Here is a 13,302-nt window from a genome sequence, read left to right as displayed (position 1 = left end):
ACCTCGTATATACAGAGTACTGCTTACTATATCACTGGTGTTTTATTGTTCAAGCGGGTTATGGCATGACGGTAATGCGCTAAGCGGAATCCTAAATTTACCTGTCCAGTTGGCGGGTTAAGGGGCCGATTTTTGTTTGTCCTTGACGGGGTTAAGTCCCCCTTATAGCTTTATTGACATCAACAGGCGCTTTTTGCGTCGCGTCCAAGGAAAAGAAAATGAGTGAAGCACGGATTATTGCCAAAGCGATGAAAGACGGGAAACCCGTACAGGATCTGGTCATCCTGCCGGCATTGGCGAACCGCCATGGTCTGATCACCGGAGCGACCGGGACAGGTAAAACCGTGACGCTGCAAAAAATGGCCGAGCAGTTTTCGCGCATTGGCGTACCGGTCTTTTTGTCTGACGTGAAGGGAGACCTGTCGGGTATTGGTACCGAAGCCGTGCCTTCCGAGAAGCTGCAGGCGCGTTTGGCGGCAATTGGCGTCACTGACTGGCAGCCTCAGGCCTGTACTATTATTCCGTGGGACATTTATGGCGAGAAGGGCCACCCGATCCGCGCCACCGTATCCGATCTGGGGCCGCTGTTGCTGGCCCGATTGCTGGATTTGAACGAAGTGCAAAGCGGCGTGCTGCAGCTGGTGTTCAAAATAGCCGACGACAATGCGCTGCTGCTGCTGGATATGAAAGACCTGCGCGCCATGGTGCAGTACGTGGGGGACAACGCCAAACAGTTCCAAACCCAATACGGCAATATCTCTTCGGCCTCGGTCGGCGCTATTCAGCGCGGATTGCTGACGCTGGAAGAGCAGGGGGCGAACCAGTTTTTCGGCGAGCCGATGCTGGACATCAATGACCTGATGAAAACCGACGCCAACGGCCACGGCATCATCAACCTGCTGGCGGCGGATAAGCTGATTAATCAGCCGAAACTCTATTCGGTGTTCCTGCTGTGGCTGCTGGCCGAGCTGTTCGAACACCTGCCGGAAGTGGGCGATCCTGAACAGCCGAAGCTGGTGTTCTTCTTCGACGAAGCTCACCTGCTGTTCAACGACGCACCGGCGGCGCTGCTGACGAAAATCGAACAGGTGGTACGCCTGATCCGTTCCAAAGGTGTCGGCATCTACTTTGTTACCCAAAACCCGCTCGACATTCCGGACAGCGTGCTCGGACAGTTGGGCAACCGTGTGCAGCACGCGCTACGCGCCTTTACCCCTCGCGATCAGAAAGCGGTGAAAGCCGCAGCGCAAACCATGCGCGCCAATCCGGCCTTCGATGCGGAAACGGCGATCACCGAGCTGGGTGTCGGCGAGGCGCTGGTCTCTTTCCTCGACGAAAAAGGGCGGCCAAACGTGGTGGAACGGGCGATGGTGATCGCGCCGGAGTCCAAGATGGGCATGCTGGGGGCGGAAGGGCTGAACAGTGCGATCAACAAATCGCCGCTGTACGGTCGTTATGAGGATATGGTGGACCGCGAGTCTGCCTACGAGAAGCTGTCTGCGGAAGGTTTCGCAACCGTCGGTGCACCGCAAGCGGGCCAACCTGCACAGCAACCCCAGGCGCAGCAGCCGGCGGGCGGCGGCCTGATGGGCGGGCTGAACGATATTTTGTTTGGCTCTACCGGCCCACGTGGCGGCAAGCGCGACGGCATAGTTCAAACCGCCGCCAAGAGCATGGCACGCGATCTCGGGCGTCAGATCCTGCGCGGCGTGCTGGGCTCGATCATGGGCGGTCGCAAGAAGTAAGCTGAAATTATCGGTAGCGGCACTATCGTGGGGGCGTTGTATACTGCGCCCGTGTAAATCGGGGCGGCATATTCGCCCCCTACGATGATGTCTGTTGGAAACACTATGCTGCTGTTGATCGATAACTACGACTCTTTTACCTATAACCTTTACCAGTACTTCTGCGAATTAGGCGCCGAGGTGCTGGTGAAGCGTAACGATGAGCTGCAACTGGCCGATATCGAAAGGCTGGCGCCGCAGCGTCTGGTGATCTCTCCTGGGCCCTGTACCCCGAATGAAGCCGGCATCTCATTAGCCGCCATCCAGCATTTTGCCGGCAAGCTGCCGATCCTCGGCGTTTGTCTGGGGCACCAGGCGCTGGGGCAGGCATTCGGTGCTAAGGTGGTACGCGCCCGCGAGGTGATGCATGGCAAGACCTCGGCGATCCGCCATCTCGACAGCGGTGTTTTTCACGGTTTGAACAATCCGCTGACCGTTACCCGTTATCATTCGTTGGTGCTTGAAGCCGCCACGCTGCCGGACTGTTTTGAAGTCACCGCCTGGAGCGAGCGCGACGGCGCTCGCGATGAGATCATGGGCATCCGCCACCGGCAGTTGGCGCTGGAAGGGGTACAGTTTCACCCAGAAAGCATCCTCAGCGAGCAGGGGCATCAGCTGTTGGATAATTTCCTTAAAAGTTAACTACTTAGATTTTTTTTAGCCGCCAAGGCGATTTGAGTTTGCCCTTAACTGGTTTTTTATGCATATTTTGTGATTATATTTTCACTTAATTGCAATCAAAAGACTGAGTCACTTTCAGGGTGGACCCCATAATGACCGAAAAATCTGCAGTAACCCGCAGCACCTTTGATCAGGTTATCCTGCCTGTTTATGCACCTGCTCAGTTTGTCCCGGTCAGGGGCAAAGGCAGCCGCGTGTGGGACCAGCAAGGGAAAGAGTACATCGACTTCTCCGGCGGTATTGCGGTGACGGCGTTGGGACACTGCCACCCGGCGTTGGTTGAGGCGCTGAAACAGCAGGGCGAAACCCTGTGGCATACCAGCAACGTGTTCACCAACGAACCGGCGCTGCGTCTGGCGACCAAGCTAATTAACGCCACCTTTGCCGATCGGGTGTTTTTTGCCAACTCCGGCGCAGAGGCTAACGAAGCGGCCTTCAAACTGGCGCGTCATTATGCGATTACCCGCCACAGTCCGTACAAAACCAAAATCATCGCCTTCTATAACGCGTTTCACGGCCGCACGCTGTTTACCGTTTCTGTAGGCGGACAGGCCAAGTATTCCGACGGTTTTGGACCGAAACCGGCCGATATCGTCCACGTGCCGTTCAACGATCTGGCCGCGGTGAAAGCGGTGATGGACGACCATACCTGCGCGGTGGTGATGGAGCCGATCCAGGGTGAGGGCGGGATTACCCCGGTAGATGCCGACTTCCTCAAGGGCGTACGCGAACTGTGCGACAAGCATCAGGCGCTGCTGGTATTCGACGAAGTGCAAAGCGGTATGGGACGCAGTGGCAAACTGTTCGCCTATATGCACTATGGCGTGACGCCAGACATCCTCACCACGGCCAAAGCGCTTGGCGGTGGCTTCCCGGTCAGCGCCATGCTGACCACCGAAGAGATTGCATCGGTGATGCAGGTGGGTACCCATGGCACCACCTACGGCGGCAATCCGCTGGCCTGCGCGGTGGCGGAGGCGGCGCTGGACGTGATCAATACGCCGGAAGTGCTCAGTGGCATTGAACTGCGTCATGGATTGTACGTGCAGGCGTTAAAACAGATTGGTGAGAAATATGGTGTTTTCAGCGACATTCGCGGCATGGGCCTGCTGATCGGTGCCGAATTGACTGCGCCGTATCATGGCAAGGCGCGCGATTTCCTGACTGCCGCTGCTGCGCGCGGGTTGATGATCCTCAATGCCGGGCCAAACGTGATTCGTTTTGCGCCTTCGCTGGTAGTAGCAACCGAGGATATTGACGAAGGGATGGCGCTGTTTGAGCTGGCGGTACAGGACGTGATTAACGCTTAATGCGTCGTGTTGATGACGAGGGCGCCAGACGGCGCCCTTATTGATCGCGTAGTTTGCGTTTCAGCCAGATGCCATGGTGTGGACGCTGGCGCCAGGCCAACGACGAAATGGTGTGCATGACGCTCAGGTGGGACAAAATCCGCCGCAGGTGACGTTCCATTTCGGTTACCGGCATCTCCGGGTGCAAATCCGGCGGCTGCATAATGGCGCTGCCACTGCTCGGGCCGTCGTATTCCAGCCGCTGCTGACAGCTTTGCAGCGCGATTTCACAAGTCTGCAGATACTCCTCCGCCAGCTTTGGCGTCAGCATATAGTGTTCGCGCGCCAGAATGGTCATCGCATTCAGGTGTTCGACAATAAACTGGCTGTGCGTGACCCACAGGCGCATATCTGCCAGATAGCTCGATTCAAACCCCGGTTCCTGCATCGCCTGATTAAGTGAGGTGAACAGCGCGTTGTGCGCCTGATTGACCTGCATACGAGCATAGGCCAGCGCACTGGCATCGGGCTCTTGTTCTTCCAGCAACAGGCGCAGCGCCTGCTGATCGTTTTCCAATGCCTGATGGGCATTCTTGCGTAGCAAACCGCTTTGCCACTGAGGCCACAGCCAGATGGTGCTACCGAACACCAGCACGCAGCCGATCAGCGTGTCGATCAGGCGCGGCACCAGGAAGTGTGTGCCGTTCAGTGCCAACAGTTGCAGGGTATAGACCGCCGTCACCGTAAAGCCAATCACCGCCAGCCCGTAATTTTTACGTGAAACCAGGTAGGCCAGCAGCGTGATCACCAGCATCACGCCCAGCGTCTCAGCCTCGGGCAGCTGCAGTTGCAGTAACCCGGCGGCAATCACCAACCCAACCAGGGTGCCGAGCGCACGGTGCTGGATGCGCACCCGAGTGGCGTTGTAGCCGTTTTGGCTCACCAGCATGATGGTCAACAGGATCCAGTAAGGCTTTGGCAGATTGAACATCATGCCCAGGCTGCTGCCCGCCGCCAGGGTGACTCCCAGCCGAGCCGCATTGCGCAGGGCGTTGGATTTGAACGACAGATAACTGACCAGCGCGGGCCAGAACGGCAGACGGTTTTGATTGGCCATCAGATCGCGTCGGTAGAGTGGGTGCTGGGTGCGCAGCAGGCGGGCGATGCGGCTGAAGTGGTAATAACAGAATTGGCCGACCGGGTTGTCCGGATGCTGCGCCGCCACTTTTTCCAGGGCGGCCAGTTCATTGTCCATATTGAAACGCTGAGAATGCTGATGATAGAGAATGTCATGCGCTACCGTGCGCAGCCGGTTGGCAATCACCTGTGCATTACGGCGGATGATGGCTTCGGCCTGGCTCTGTTCTACCAGCTTTTGCACCTCTTCCGGCAGATGCAGGCTGACGGTGATGTGCTCCTGCAAATCCAGTGCGACCTGGAAGGTGCGTTGCAAACGCTTTTGCTCGAGATTGCTGGCATGGGGCAGAAAATTAAGTTGTTGATACAGCAAAGTGATCAGGTCCATGACCTTTTGCTGGCGCACCAGCAGTGGCGGTAAAGCGGTCTGCGGATCGGTGTGCTGGGTTAACAGTGAATATTTGGCTTCGAAGTAGTCCGCCAGTTCCAGATAGAGCTGGTTGAGCGATTCGCGCATCGGTTGCTCTTTCCACAGCTTGAACCAGAACCAGGTAAACAGGCCGTACCAGGCGGTGCCCACGATATACAACAGGGGCGCGTGCCAAAGCGGCACCGTACCGGCCATGCTGAGAGAGAAGATGGCGGCAACCAGCGCGGCGGGCAGCAGGCGGGCGTGCAGCGGGCTGATTTCACCGCTGACGCCGAGCAGCAGCGCCAGGCCCAGCATCAGTATCGGCAGCGGCAACTGCCAAAGTAGCGCCTGTTGCAGCAGCAGGCTGCTGAGCGCAAAGAGCGAACCGCCGACGATCAGGCGTTTGAAGAAGCGCTTGTGGGGCGTGTCCAGCCCGGCGATGTTGCAGCAGGCGGGAACCAGAGAAAACAGCAGGCCGTATTGCAGTTGGCCGATCAGCAGGCCAAGCAGAACCGGCAGGCACAGCACCAGCGTTTGCCGCAGTGCGTAATTGACTTCCGGATGGTAAATCAGTCGGCGCCACATGATAAATCGGGGCATAAAAAAACGGCGCGAATCATCGCGCCGTTTTTTCAGTGATTAACGGGTGCCGTAAACGACAATAGTTTTGCCGTGAGCGGAGATCAGGTTTTGATCTTCCAGCATTTTCAGGATACGACCCACGGTTTCACGAGAGCAACCGACGATCTGGCCAATTTCCTGACGGGTGATTTTAATCTGCATGCCATCCGGATGGGTCATGGCATCAGGCTGTTTCGCCAGGTTCAGCAGGGTTTGCGCGATGCGGCCCGTAACGTCCAGGAAGGCGAGGTTACCCACTTTCTCAGAGGTTATCTGCAGGCGGTTTGCCATCTGGGCAGACAGGCGCATCAGGATGTCCGGGTTAACCTGGATCAGCTGGCGGAATTTCTTGTAGGAAATTTCAGCCACTTCGCAGGCGGTCTTCGCCCTAACCCAGGCGCTACGCTCCTGACCTTCTTCAAACAATCCAAGCTCGCCGATGAAATCCCCCTGGTTAAGGTAGGACAGGATCATCTCTTTACCTTCTTCATCCTTAATCAGCACCGCAACGGAGCCTTTAACGATGTAGTAAAGCGTTTCGGCTTTTTCACCTTGGTGAATCAGCGTACTTTTGGATGGATATTTGTGGATATGGCAATGAGACAGGAACCATTCGAGAGTAGGGTCTGTTTGCGGTTTGCCGAGAACCATTCGCTGTTATCCTCTGTTGTTATCGCTGCCTTGTGTCACAGGGGTCAGAGTTCCCTGTAAAACGTGCTGTCGCCGTTGTTTTAATGGTGGCTATCAGCAGGTTTTGAGGCGTGTCATAAATATACGCTGTCGCTCTAGCATATTAACTTGCCGGGAGAGCTGCAAGCTACATTCTGTTAACATACCGGTAAAGGAGCCTTTCCCTGGGAGTTTCCCTGAAATCAGTGTCCCGGAAAGATTTATTGCGGCTCTGTTTGTAGCACAGAGTGAGGCGGGTGTCTTGTGTTGTCTCGCTTCAGCATGATTAGCATCAGGTTCCGTTGCCAGTTTCTATGCGAAAGCGTACTGTGATTTTAAGAAATTAACCGGAGTGACCAGCATGCAGGCAAGAGTTAAGTGGGTGGAAGGGTTGACGTTTCTGGGCGAATCCGCGTCTGGCCATCAGGTATTGATGGACGGCAACGCCGGCGATAAAGCACCCAGTCCGATGGAAATGGTGCTGATGTCAGCAGGGGGATGCAGTGCAATCGACGTGGTGTCGATCCTGCAAAAAGGGCGTAATGACGTGCGTGATTGCGAGGTGAAGCTGACCTCTGAACGTCGCGAAGAAGCGCCACGCTTGTTTACCCACATCAACCTGCATTTTATCGTGAGCGGCAAAGATTTGAGCGACAAGATCGTGGAGCGTGCGGTGAACCTCTCGGCCGAGAAGTACTGTTCGGTTTCACTGATGCTGAGCAAAGCCGCCAGCGTGACCCACAGTTTTGAAATCCGCGACCTGGCGTAACGGATAAAGGGGCGCGGTTGTGCCGCGCCCTGTCGGCTACTCGATTTTTTTTCCTTCCAGCAGTCGCTGCACCAGCGGCGCCATGATCAGCTCCATCGCCAGCCCCATTTTGCCACCCGGTACCACCAGCGTATTGATATGCGAGATAAAAGATCCCTGCAGCATCGCCAGCAGATAAGGGAAGTCGATCTGGTCCAGCCCGCGGAAGTGGATCACCACAAAGCTCTCGTCCAGCGAAGGGATAGCCTTGGCGGCGAACGGGTTGGAGGTGTCTACCGTCGGCACCCGTTGGAAGTTGATATGGGTGCGTGAGAACTGCGGCGTGATGTAGTTGATATAGTCTTCCATCGAACGAACCACCGAATCCATCACCGCTTCGCGGGAGTGGCCGCGCTCACCGGTATCGCGGATCAGCTTCTGGATCCATTCCAGGTTGACGATCGGTACCACGCCAACCAGCAGATCGACGTGTTTGGCCACGTCGATCTGTTCGGTCACGACGCCACCGTGCAGTCCTTCGTAGAACAGCACGTCGGTGGGTTCCGGCAAAGCTTCCCAGGGGGTGAAGGTGCCGGGAACCTGGTTATAGGGCACCGCTTCATCGTAGGTATGCAGATACTTGCGTGAGCGGCCGGTACCGTTTTTGCCGTAGTCGAGAAAGCTTTGCTGCAGCAGGCCGAAGTCATTGGCTTCGGGGCCAAAATAGCTGATATGGCGGCCGAGATCGCGCGCTTTGCGGATCGCCGCGTCCATTTCCGGCCGGGTGTAGCGGTGGAAGCTGTCGCCTTCCAGCTCGGCGGCGCGGATGTTCAACTGCTGAAAGATTTTACGGAACGCCACGCTGGTGGTGGTGGTGCCGGCCCCGCTGGAGCCGGTCACTGCGATAACGGGATGTTTGGCGGACATGGTATAGGTCACTCCGTGTTAAATGCGCAGGCGTCAGATATCATTATTGGTCTGTTTGACGCCCTTTCGCCAAGGGCAAAATTCCGCGCGTTGGTTTGCAATAACGCATTGTTACCTGATTTTTTCCGTCAGTCATAGAACCGATCGCCACTAAATTTCTTCCTGCCCTGCGCGGAACTGGCCGCGCGGCATGATGTTGACGGTCTCATGCAGTTCTGACCAAACCAGCAACACCTCGCCGTTTTTCAACTGGCGGCGCACGTCTTCCACTTTCTGTTCCAGCGAACGTTCGTGCTCGCCGTAGTCGGTGCCTTCGCGTAGCACAAAGGACTCGATCAGGCTGTTCAGGGTCTCAGTTTCCAGTTCTTTCCAGGGGATAATCACTTGGCGGTGTCCAGATAAGGGGAAAGCCAGGATGGAATACGGTATTCCAGCCACATTTGGGGATGTTTCAAGGTGCCGCCGACAAAACCGACGTGGCCGCCAAACTCGGTCAACTGATACTCAATGTTGTGCGGCAGCGTGGCGACTTCGGGGATCACTTCGTCGGTCATAAAGGGATCGTCTTTGGCATGGATGATCAATAACGGCGTCTGGATCGCCGGCAACAGCGGCAGGGCGCTGCAACGACGGTAATAATCGCTGGCATCGCTGAAGCCATGGATGCGCGAAGTAATGGCATCGTCAAAGTCGCGGATCCGGCGCAACGCCTTGAGCTGCGGCAGTTTGAGCGGCAGGGTATCAGGATAGTGCAGCAGCTTGCGAGTGGCGTTTTGTTTTAACTGCCCGAGCAGATAGCGCTGATAAACGCGCGAGAAGCCTTGTTCCATACGCCACGAACAGGGCTCCAGCATCAGCGGCGCGGAGACCACGACCGCCGCCTGCAGCAGGCTTTCCGCCCCCTGCTGCGCCAGGTAGCAGGCCAGCATGTTACCGCCGAGCGAGACGCCGACCGCGGCGGTGGGCGCTTCACCGTAGGTTGCGCGCAGCCACTGCAGGAAGAAACGTGCATCTTCCGTTTCTCCGGAGTGATAGATGCGCTGCTTGCGGTTCGGCACGCCGCTGCAACCGCGAAAATGCATCACCACGCCAAGCCAGCCTTTTTCACGCCAGGCGTTGAGTTGACCATGAGCGTAGGGGCTGTAGAAGTTGCCTTCCAGTCCGTGGAACAGCACCACGCGCGGTTTGCCGGCAGCCTGAGCCGGATCTTCGCTCCAGGCGAGATCGACAAAGTCGCCGTCGGGTAACTCCAGCCGCTGCCAGTGCGGTTTGAGCTGCACTCGGCGACGCACCAGCCGTGGCAGCAGCGTCTGCAGATGCGGATTACTGGCCCCGGTCAAAGGGCGAAAGGATTCATGCATAACCTGAGTAAAAATCTTATTGGCGGCTATTGTGGGATTAATAGTGCGCTGTTAGCTTCACTATCCTGAACTGACAATAATACTGCAAAAAATCACCCTGGGTGAGGAGCACCCGCCTCATGGAACCGAGTTTATTTCTTTCGATGTTAGGCTTCCTGTGGGTCGCCGCCATCACGCCAGGCCCTAATAATATGCTGCTGACCACCTCCGGCGCCAATTTTGGCTTTATGCGCTCGCTGCTGTTGATGATGGGCATCATGCTGGGCATGCAAAGTATTTTGCTGCTGGTGGCGTTCGGGGTCGGCAGCCTGATCCTGGTTTACCCTGCGTTGCACCTGGTGCTGAAAATCCTCGGCAGCCTGTACCTGTTATGGCTGGCGTGGAAAGTGGCCACGGCCGCCTATGAAAAGCTGGAGACCGACGTGGCACCGCCCAAACCGATACGCTTGTATCAGGGCTGGCTGTTGCAGTTCCTTAACCCCAAGGCCTGGCTGATGGCGCTGGGGGCGGTGGCCAGTTTTAGCCTGGCAGGCGACAGGTACAACTCGTCGATTGTGGCGATCTCGCTGGGCATTTTGGTGGTGAATATCGTCGCCGGCGTGATTTGGCTCGGATTCGGCACGGTGATTGGTCGCCTGTTACACAGCAAAAAGGCCTGGATCATCTTTAATGTGTCTATGGGGCTGCTGACGGCGGCCTGTGTGTTACTCATCTGGCATTAAGGAGTTGCGGATGGCAGAAAATTACTTCCACGTAGTGGCCTTCACCGGCGAAGGGCTTCGCGGCAATCCGGCCGGCGTATGCCTGCTGAAACAGCCGTTGTCGACCGCCGAGATGCAAGCGATCGCCAATGAGCTGAACCTGCCGGAAACCAGTTTTGTCTGGGACGAGGGCGATATGTCGGCCATCCGCTGGTTCACTCCCCAGCGCGAGGTGGATCTGTGCGGCCACGGTACGCTGGCGGCGGCGCACGTGATGCTCAGCGCGGTCAATCCGGCGTTGCAGGATATCCGTTTCCGTTCGGCCAGCGGTGATTTGTACGTTAAGCGCGACGCCGAAGATGGCGAACGCTTGATCCTGGATTTTCCGTCCCGACCGCCGCAAAAAATCGCGACGCCTGCCGGGCTGACAGAGCTGTTGGGCGTTGAACCGCTGGAAGTGTGGCAAGCCAATGCGCTGCTGGTGGTGCTGGAAAATGAAGCGCAGGTGAGAGCGCTGCAGCCGGTTATCCCGGCGTTAATTGCTTTAACTGGTCGCGCGGTGATCGCCAGCGCCCCGGGCGAAACGGTGGATTTCGTTTCGCGCTATTTCACGCTGGACGGCGGTGAGGATCCGGTCACCGGCTCTGCACACTGCACGTTGATGCCTTACTGGAGCGCACGTCTCGGCCGTCATCAATTACACGCGCGGCAGATATCGGCGCGCGGCGGTGAGTTGTTCTGTGAACTGAAAGGCGACCGTACCCTGATAGGCGGCGATGCGCAGATTTTTTTGCGTGGCGAACTGAGCCTGTAATCAGGCAGAACCGCGTTCTACCAGCCGCCATTCGAGCACGTCATTGCGTGGCGGCTGTTGCGGATCCTTGATTTTTTCCAGCAGCAGCTGCACGCTGCGCACGCCGAATTGATGCATCGGCTGTTCGACGGTGGTCAGCGGCGGGGTGGTAATGGCGCCAAAAGGCACACCGTCAAAGCCCATCACGGCGACCTGTTCGGGGATGCGCAACCCTTGTTGGTGCAAGCTGCTCATTGCCCCGCCGGCAATCACGTCCGAAATGGCAAAGACCGCATCCGGGCGTGGCTCCGCGTCCAGCAGGCGGTTCATCGCCAGCGCACCGGCGGCATATTCCAATCCTTCGACGTATTCCACCCGGCAATAGTCCAGTTTGGCTTCGGCCAGCGCCTGTCGATAACCCTGCTCCCGCTGCTGTGAATAGAGATAGCGCATGTCGCTGTTGATCAGAGCAATACGTTGCCGGCCCTGCGCGACCAAATAACGTACGCCGGCCATCGCCGCCTGATGATTGTCGATGGTCACCGAGGAGGCGCGGAACTCGGGATCGCCTTCACCGCATTGTACCCAGGGGAAATCGCCGATCATCGCGGTCAGGCCGGGCAGGCAACTGACGGCGTCCATGGTAATAACACCGTCGACCACCTTACCGCTCAGCAGGCTGAGGTAAGCGGATTCCCGCGTCGGATTGGATTCAGAGTTGCACAGCAAAATGTGGTAGCCGTGACGTTCAGCCTCCTCTTCGATACCGCGTACTACCAGCGAGCAGAAGGGGTTGGTGATACTGGAAACCAGCACCAGCAACATGCGGCTACGTGAGGTGCGCAACTGACGCGCCAGCAGGTTGGGCTGATAGTCGCAGGCGCGGATCGCGGCCAGTACCTTGTCGCGAGTGGCCGGTTTGACGATCTGCTGGCCGTTCAACACCCGTGAAACGGTCGCGGCGGAGACGCCGGCGAGTTTCGCCACCTTTTCGATCGACATGGTTTGCTGTTCCTTCTGCCCATTTGCCCCGAACAATATGCTCAAGCACGGAAAAATGTCTGCGCCTGACCTCAGGATTGTGATGTTGATTACAAATTCATCTTATCAGCCCCTCTTATCACATTAATCGGGTTGCCGAAAAAAAGAAATCGATTACATTTTGCTCATGGTGAAAATGAAATCGATTACATTTTACGATTTCGCGGTATTTCGCTGAACCCATAATCTGAAAAGAGGTGGCGGATGCAGGTGCAACTGAGGGTAGCGGAAAGCGGCGATCGCCCGGAAATCGCGCAGCTGATTCATCTGTCGACCAATGCCTGGTACCAACGCCACGGCAGAGGGGCCATTTTTACCGCAGAGCCGGCCAGCTGTGGGCTGTTCGTTGACGTCTATCGCCAACTGGATCCCGGTCAGCACTGGATTGCGCGCGATGAGCAGGGCGTACTGTGCGGTTCCTGCTTTTTCCATCCGCGTGAGACACACCTCGGGCTGGGCATCATGAATGTGCATCCCGATTACTTCGGTCGCGGTATCGCCGCGCAGCTGATGGCGAAAGCCGATGAGCTGGCGGGATCGCTACCGATACGCCTGATTTCCAGCGCGTTAAATCTGGACTCCTACGCGTTGTACCACCGTGCCGGCTTCACGCCCTATGCGATTTATCAGGATATGGCGATCCCGGTGCCGACGCTGGGGTTCTCTTTTCCACGACTGACGCGCGGCAGGGTACGTGCCGCTCAGCAGGGCGATCTGCCCGGCATTTTGCAATTGGAGCGAATGCTGCTGGGCATTGAACGCCGTCGCGATATTGACCATTTCCTTAACGACACCAGCGGGCTGTGGCGTATCGCTGTGTGGGAACTGGACGGCGTGATTGGCGGCTATCTGGCGTCGGTGTCGCATCCGGCTTCACGCATGTTGGGGCCGGGCGGCAGCCACAGCGAAGAGATCGCCCTGGAGTTGATCAGTTGGATGCTGGACCAGCATCACCGCGGCACCACGCCGGTGGTGCTGGTACCGGCGCAACGTTCCGCCCTCAGTCAGGTGCTGTTGCAGTGGGGCGGAAGGATTTGCGAATTGCATTTGGCGCAGGTGAAAGGCCTGGCGCAGCAACCCGGCGGTGTGGTTATGCCGTCCTTCCTGCCGGAAAGCGGTTAACCACCACCACAACAAT

The 13,302-nt window shown here is 57.2% G+C and carries 13 protein-coding genes; 7 read left to right on the top strand and 6 right to left on the bottom strand.

The annotated features are described in order from the left end of the window. The first annotated feature begins 218 nt into the window (after positions 1–218). From LQ945_RS11705 to argD, 3 genes are all read left to right on the top strand, one after another. Positions 219–1,745, top strand: a complete 1,527-nt coding sequence (locus LQ945_RS11705; protein ID WP_182825417.1) for a helicase HerA-like domain-containing protein — start codon at positions 219–221, stop codon at positions 1,743–1,745. 105 nt (positions 1,746–1,850) lie between these two features. Continuing rightward, on the top strand, positions 1,851–2,426 hold the full coding sequence (locus tag LQ945_RS11700) for an aminodeoxychorismate synthase component II (RefSeq protein ID WP_270102914.1): 576 nt from the start codon (positions 1,851–1,853) through the stop codon (positions 2,424–2,426). A 131-nt stretch (positions 2,427–2,557) separates the two neighbouring features. After that, on the top strand, positions 2,558–3,775 hold the full coding sequence (gene argD, locus LQ945_RS11695; RefSeq protein WP_182825419.1) for a bifunctional acetylornithine/succinyldiaminopimelate transaminase: 1,218 nt from the start codon (positions 2,558–2,560) through the stop codon (positions 3,773–3,775). A 37-nt stretch (positions 3,776–3,812) separates the two neighbouring features. Here argD and LQ945_RS11690 read toward each other — a convergent pair whose 3' ends face one another. Next, on the bottom strand, positions 3,813–5,888 hold the full coding sequence (locus LQ945_RS11690) for a YccS/YhfK family putative transporter (RefSeq protein WP_044554854.1): 2,076 nt from the start codon (positions 5,886–5,888) through the stop codon (positions 3,813–3,815). A gap of 54 nt (positions 5,889–5,942) precedes the next feature. Continuing rightward, positions 5,943–6,575, bottom strand: coding sequence for a cAMP-activated global transcriptional regulator CRP (crp, locus tag LQ945_RS11685; protein WP_004718520.1), 633 nt, complete (start codon positions 6,573–6,575; stop codon positions 5,943–5,945). Between the two features lie 379 nt (positions 6,576–6,954). Between crp and LQ945_RS11680 the strand changes: the two genes are divergently transcribed. Further along, on the top strand, positions 6,955–7,362 hold the full coding sequence (locus LQ945_RS11680; protein ID WP_270102913.1) for an OsmC family protein: 408 nt from the start codon (positions 6,955–6,957) through the stop codon (positions 7,360–7,362). Positions 7,363–7,398: 36 nt separating this feature from the next. Here the strand turns inward: LQ945_RS11680 and LQ945_RS11675 are convergent, their stop codons facing one another. From LQ945_RS11675 to LQ945_RS11665, 3 genes are all read right to left on the bottom strand, one after another. Next, entirely contained in the window at positions 7,399–8,268 is an 870-nt protein-coding gene (locus LQ945_RS11675) for a phosphoribulokinase (RefSeq protein ID WP_270102912.1), read from the bottom strand. A gap of 150 nt (positions 8,269–8,418) precedes the next feature. Then, positions 8,419–8,652, bottom strand: a complete 234-nt coding sequence (locus LQ945_RS11670) for a YheU family protein (protein WP_020837285.1) — start codon at positions 8,650–8,652, stop codon at positions 8,419–8,421. After that, on the bottom strand, positions 8,649–9,629 hold the full coding sequence (locus tag LQ945_RS11665; RefSeq protein ID WP_270102911.1) for a hydrolase: 981 nt from the start codon (positions 9,627–9,629) through the stop codon (positions 8,649–8,651). Before LQ945_RS11665 ends, LQ945_RS11670 begins: the two co-directional genes overlap by 4 nt. A gap of 119 nt (positions 9,630–9,748) precedes the next feature. On the opposite strand from LQ945_RS11665, the gene LQ945_RS11660 reads away from it, so the two are divergent. Both LQ945_RS11660 and LQ945_RS11655 read left to right on the top strand, forming a co-directional pair. Continuing rightward, entirely contained in the window at positions 9,749–10,351 is a 603-nt protein-coding gene (locus LQ945_RS11660; RefSeq protein ID WP_270102910.1) for a LysE family translocator, read from the top strand. Positions 10,352–10,361: 10 nt separating this feature from the next. Continuing rightward, a complete protein-coding gene (locus tag LQ945_RS11655) occupies positions 10,362–11,144 on the top strand; it encodes a PhzF family phenazine biosynthesis protein (protein ID WP_270102909.1) in 783 nt (260 codons plus the stop codon). On the opposite strand, the gene LQ945_RS11650 is transcribed toward LQ945_RS11655, so the two are convergent. Continuing rightward, on the bottom strand, positions 11,145–12,125 hold the full coding sequence (locus tag LQ945_RS11650; protein WP_044554749.1) for a LacI family DNA-binding transcriptional regulator: 981 nt from the start codon (positions 12,123–12,125) through the stop codon (positions 11,145–11,147). A 243-nt stretch (positions 12,126–12,368) separates the two neighbouring features. Between LQ945_RS11650 and LQ945_RS11645 the strand changes: the two genes are divergently transcribed. Next, on the top strand, positions 12,369–13,286 hold the full coding sequence (locus LQ945_RS11645) for a GNAT family N-acetyltransferase (RefSeq protein WP_270102908.1): 918 nt from the start codon (positions 12,369–12,371) through the stop codon (positions 13,284–13,286). The last annotated feature ends 16 nt before the right edge of the window (positions 13,287–13,302 follow it).

It is taken from the genome of Serratia liquefaciens (assembly GCF_027594825.1).
In the GTDB taxonomy this organism is placed as follows: domain Bacteria; phylum Pseudomonadota; class Gammaproteobacteria; order Enterobacterales; family Enterobacteriaceae; genus Serratia; species Serratia liquefaciens_A.
This window is presented reverse-complemented; position numbering and strand designations above follow the sequence as displayed.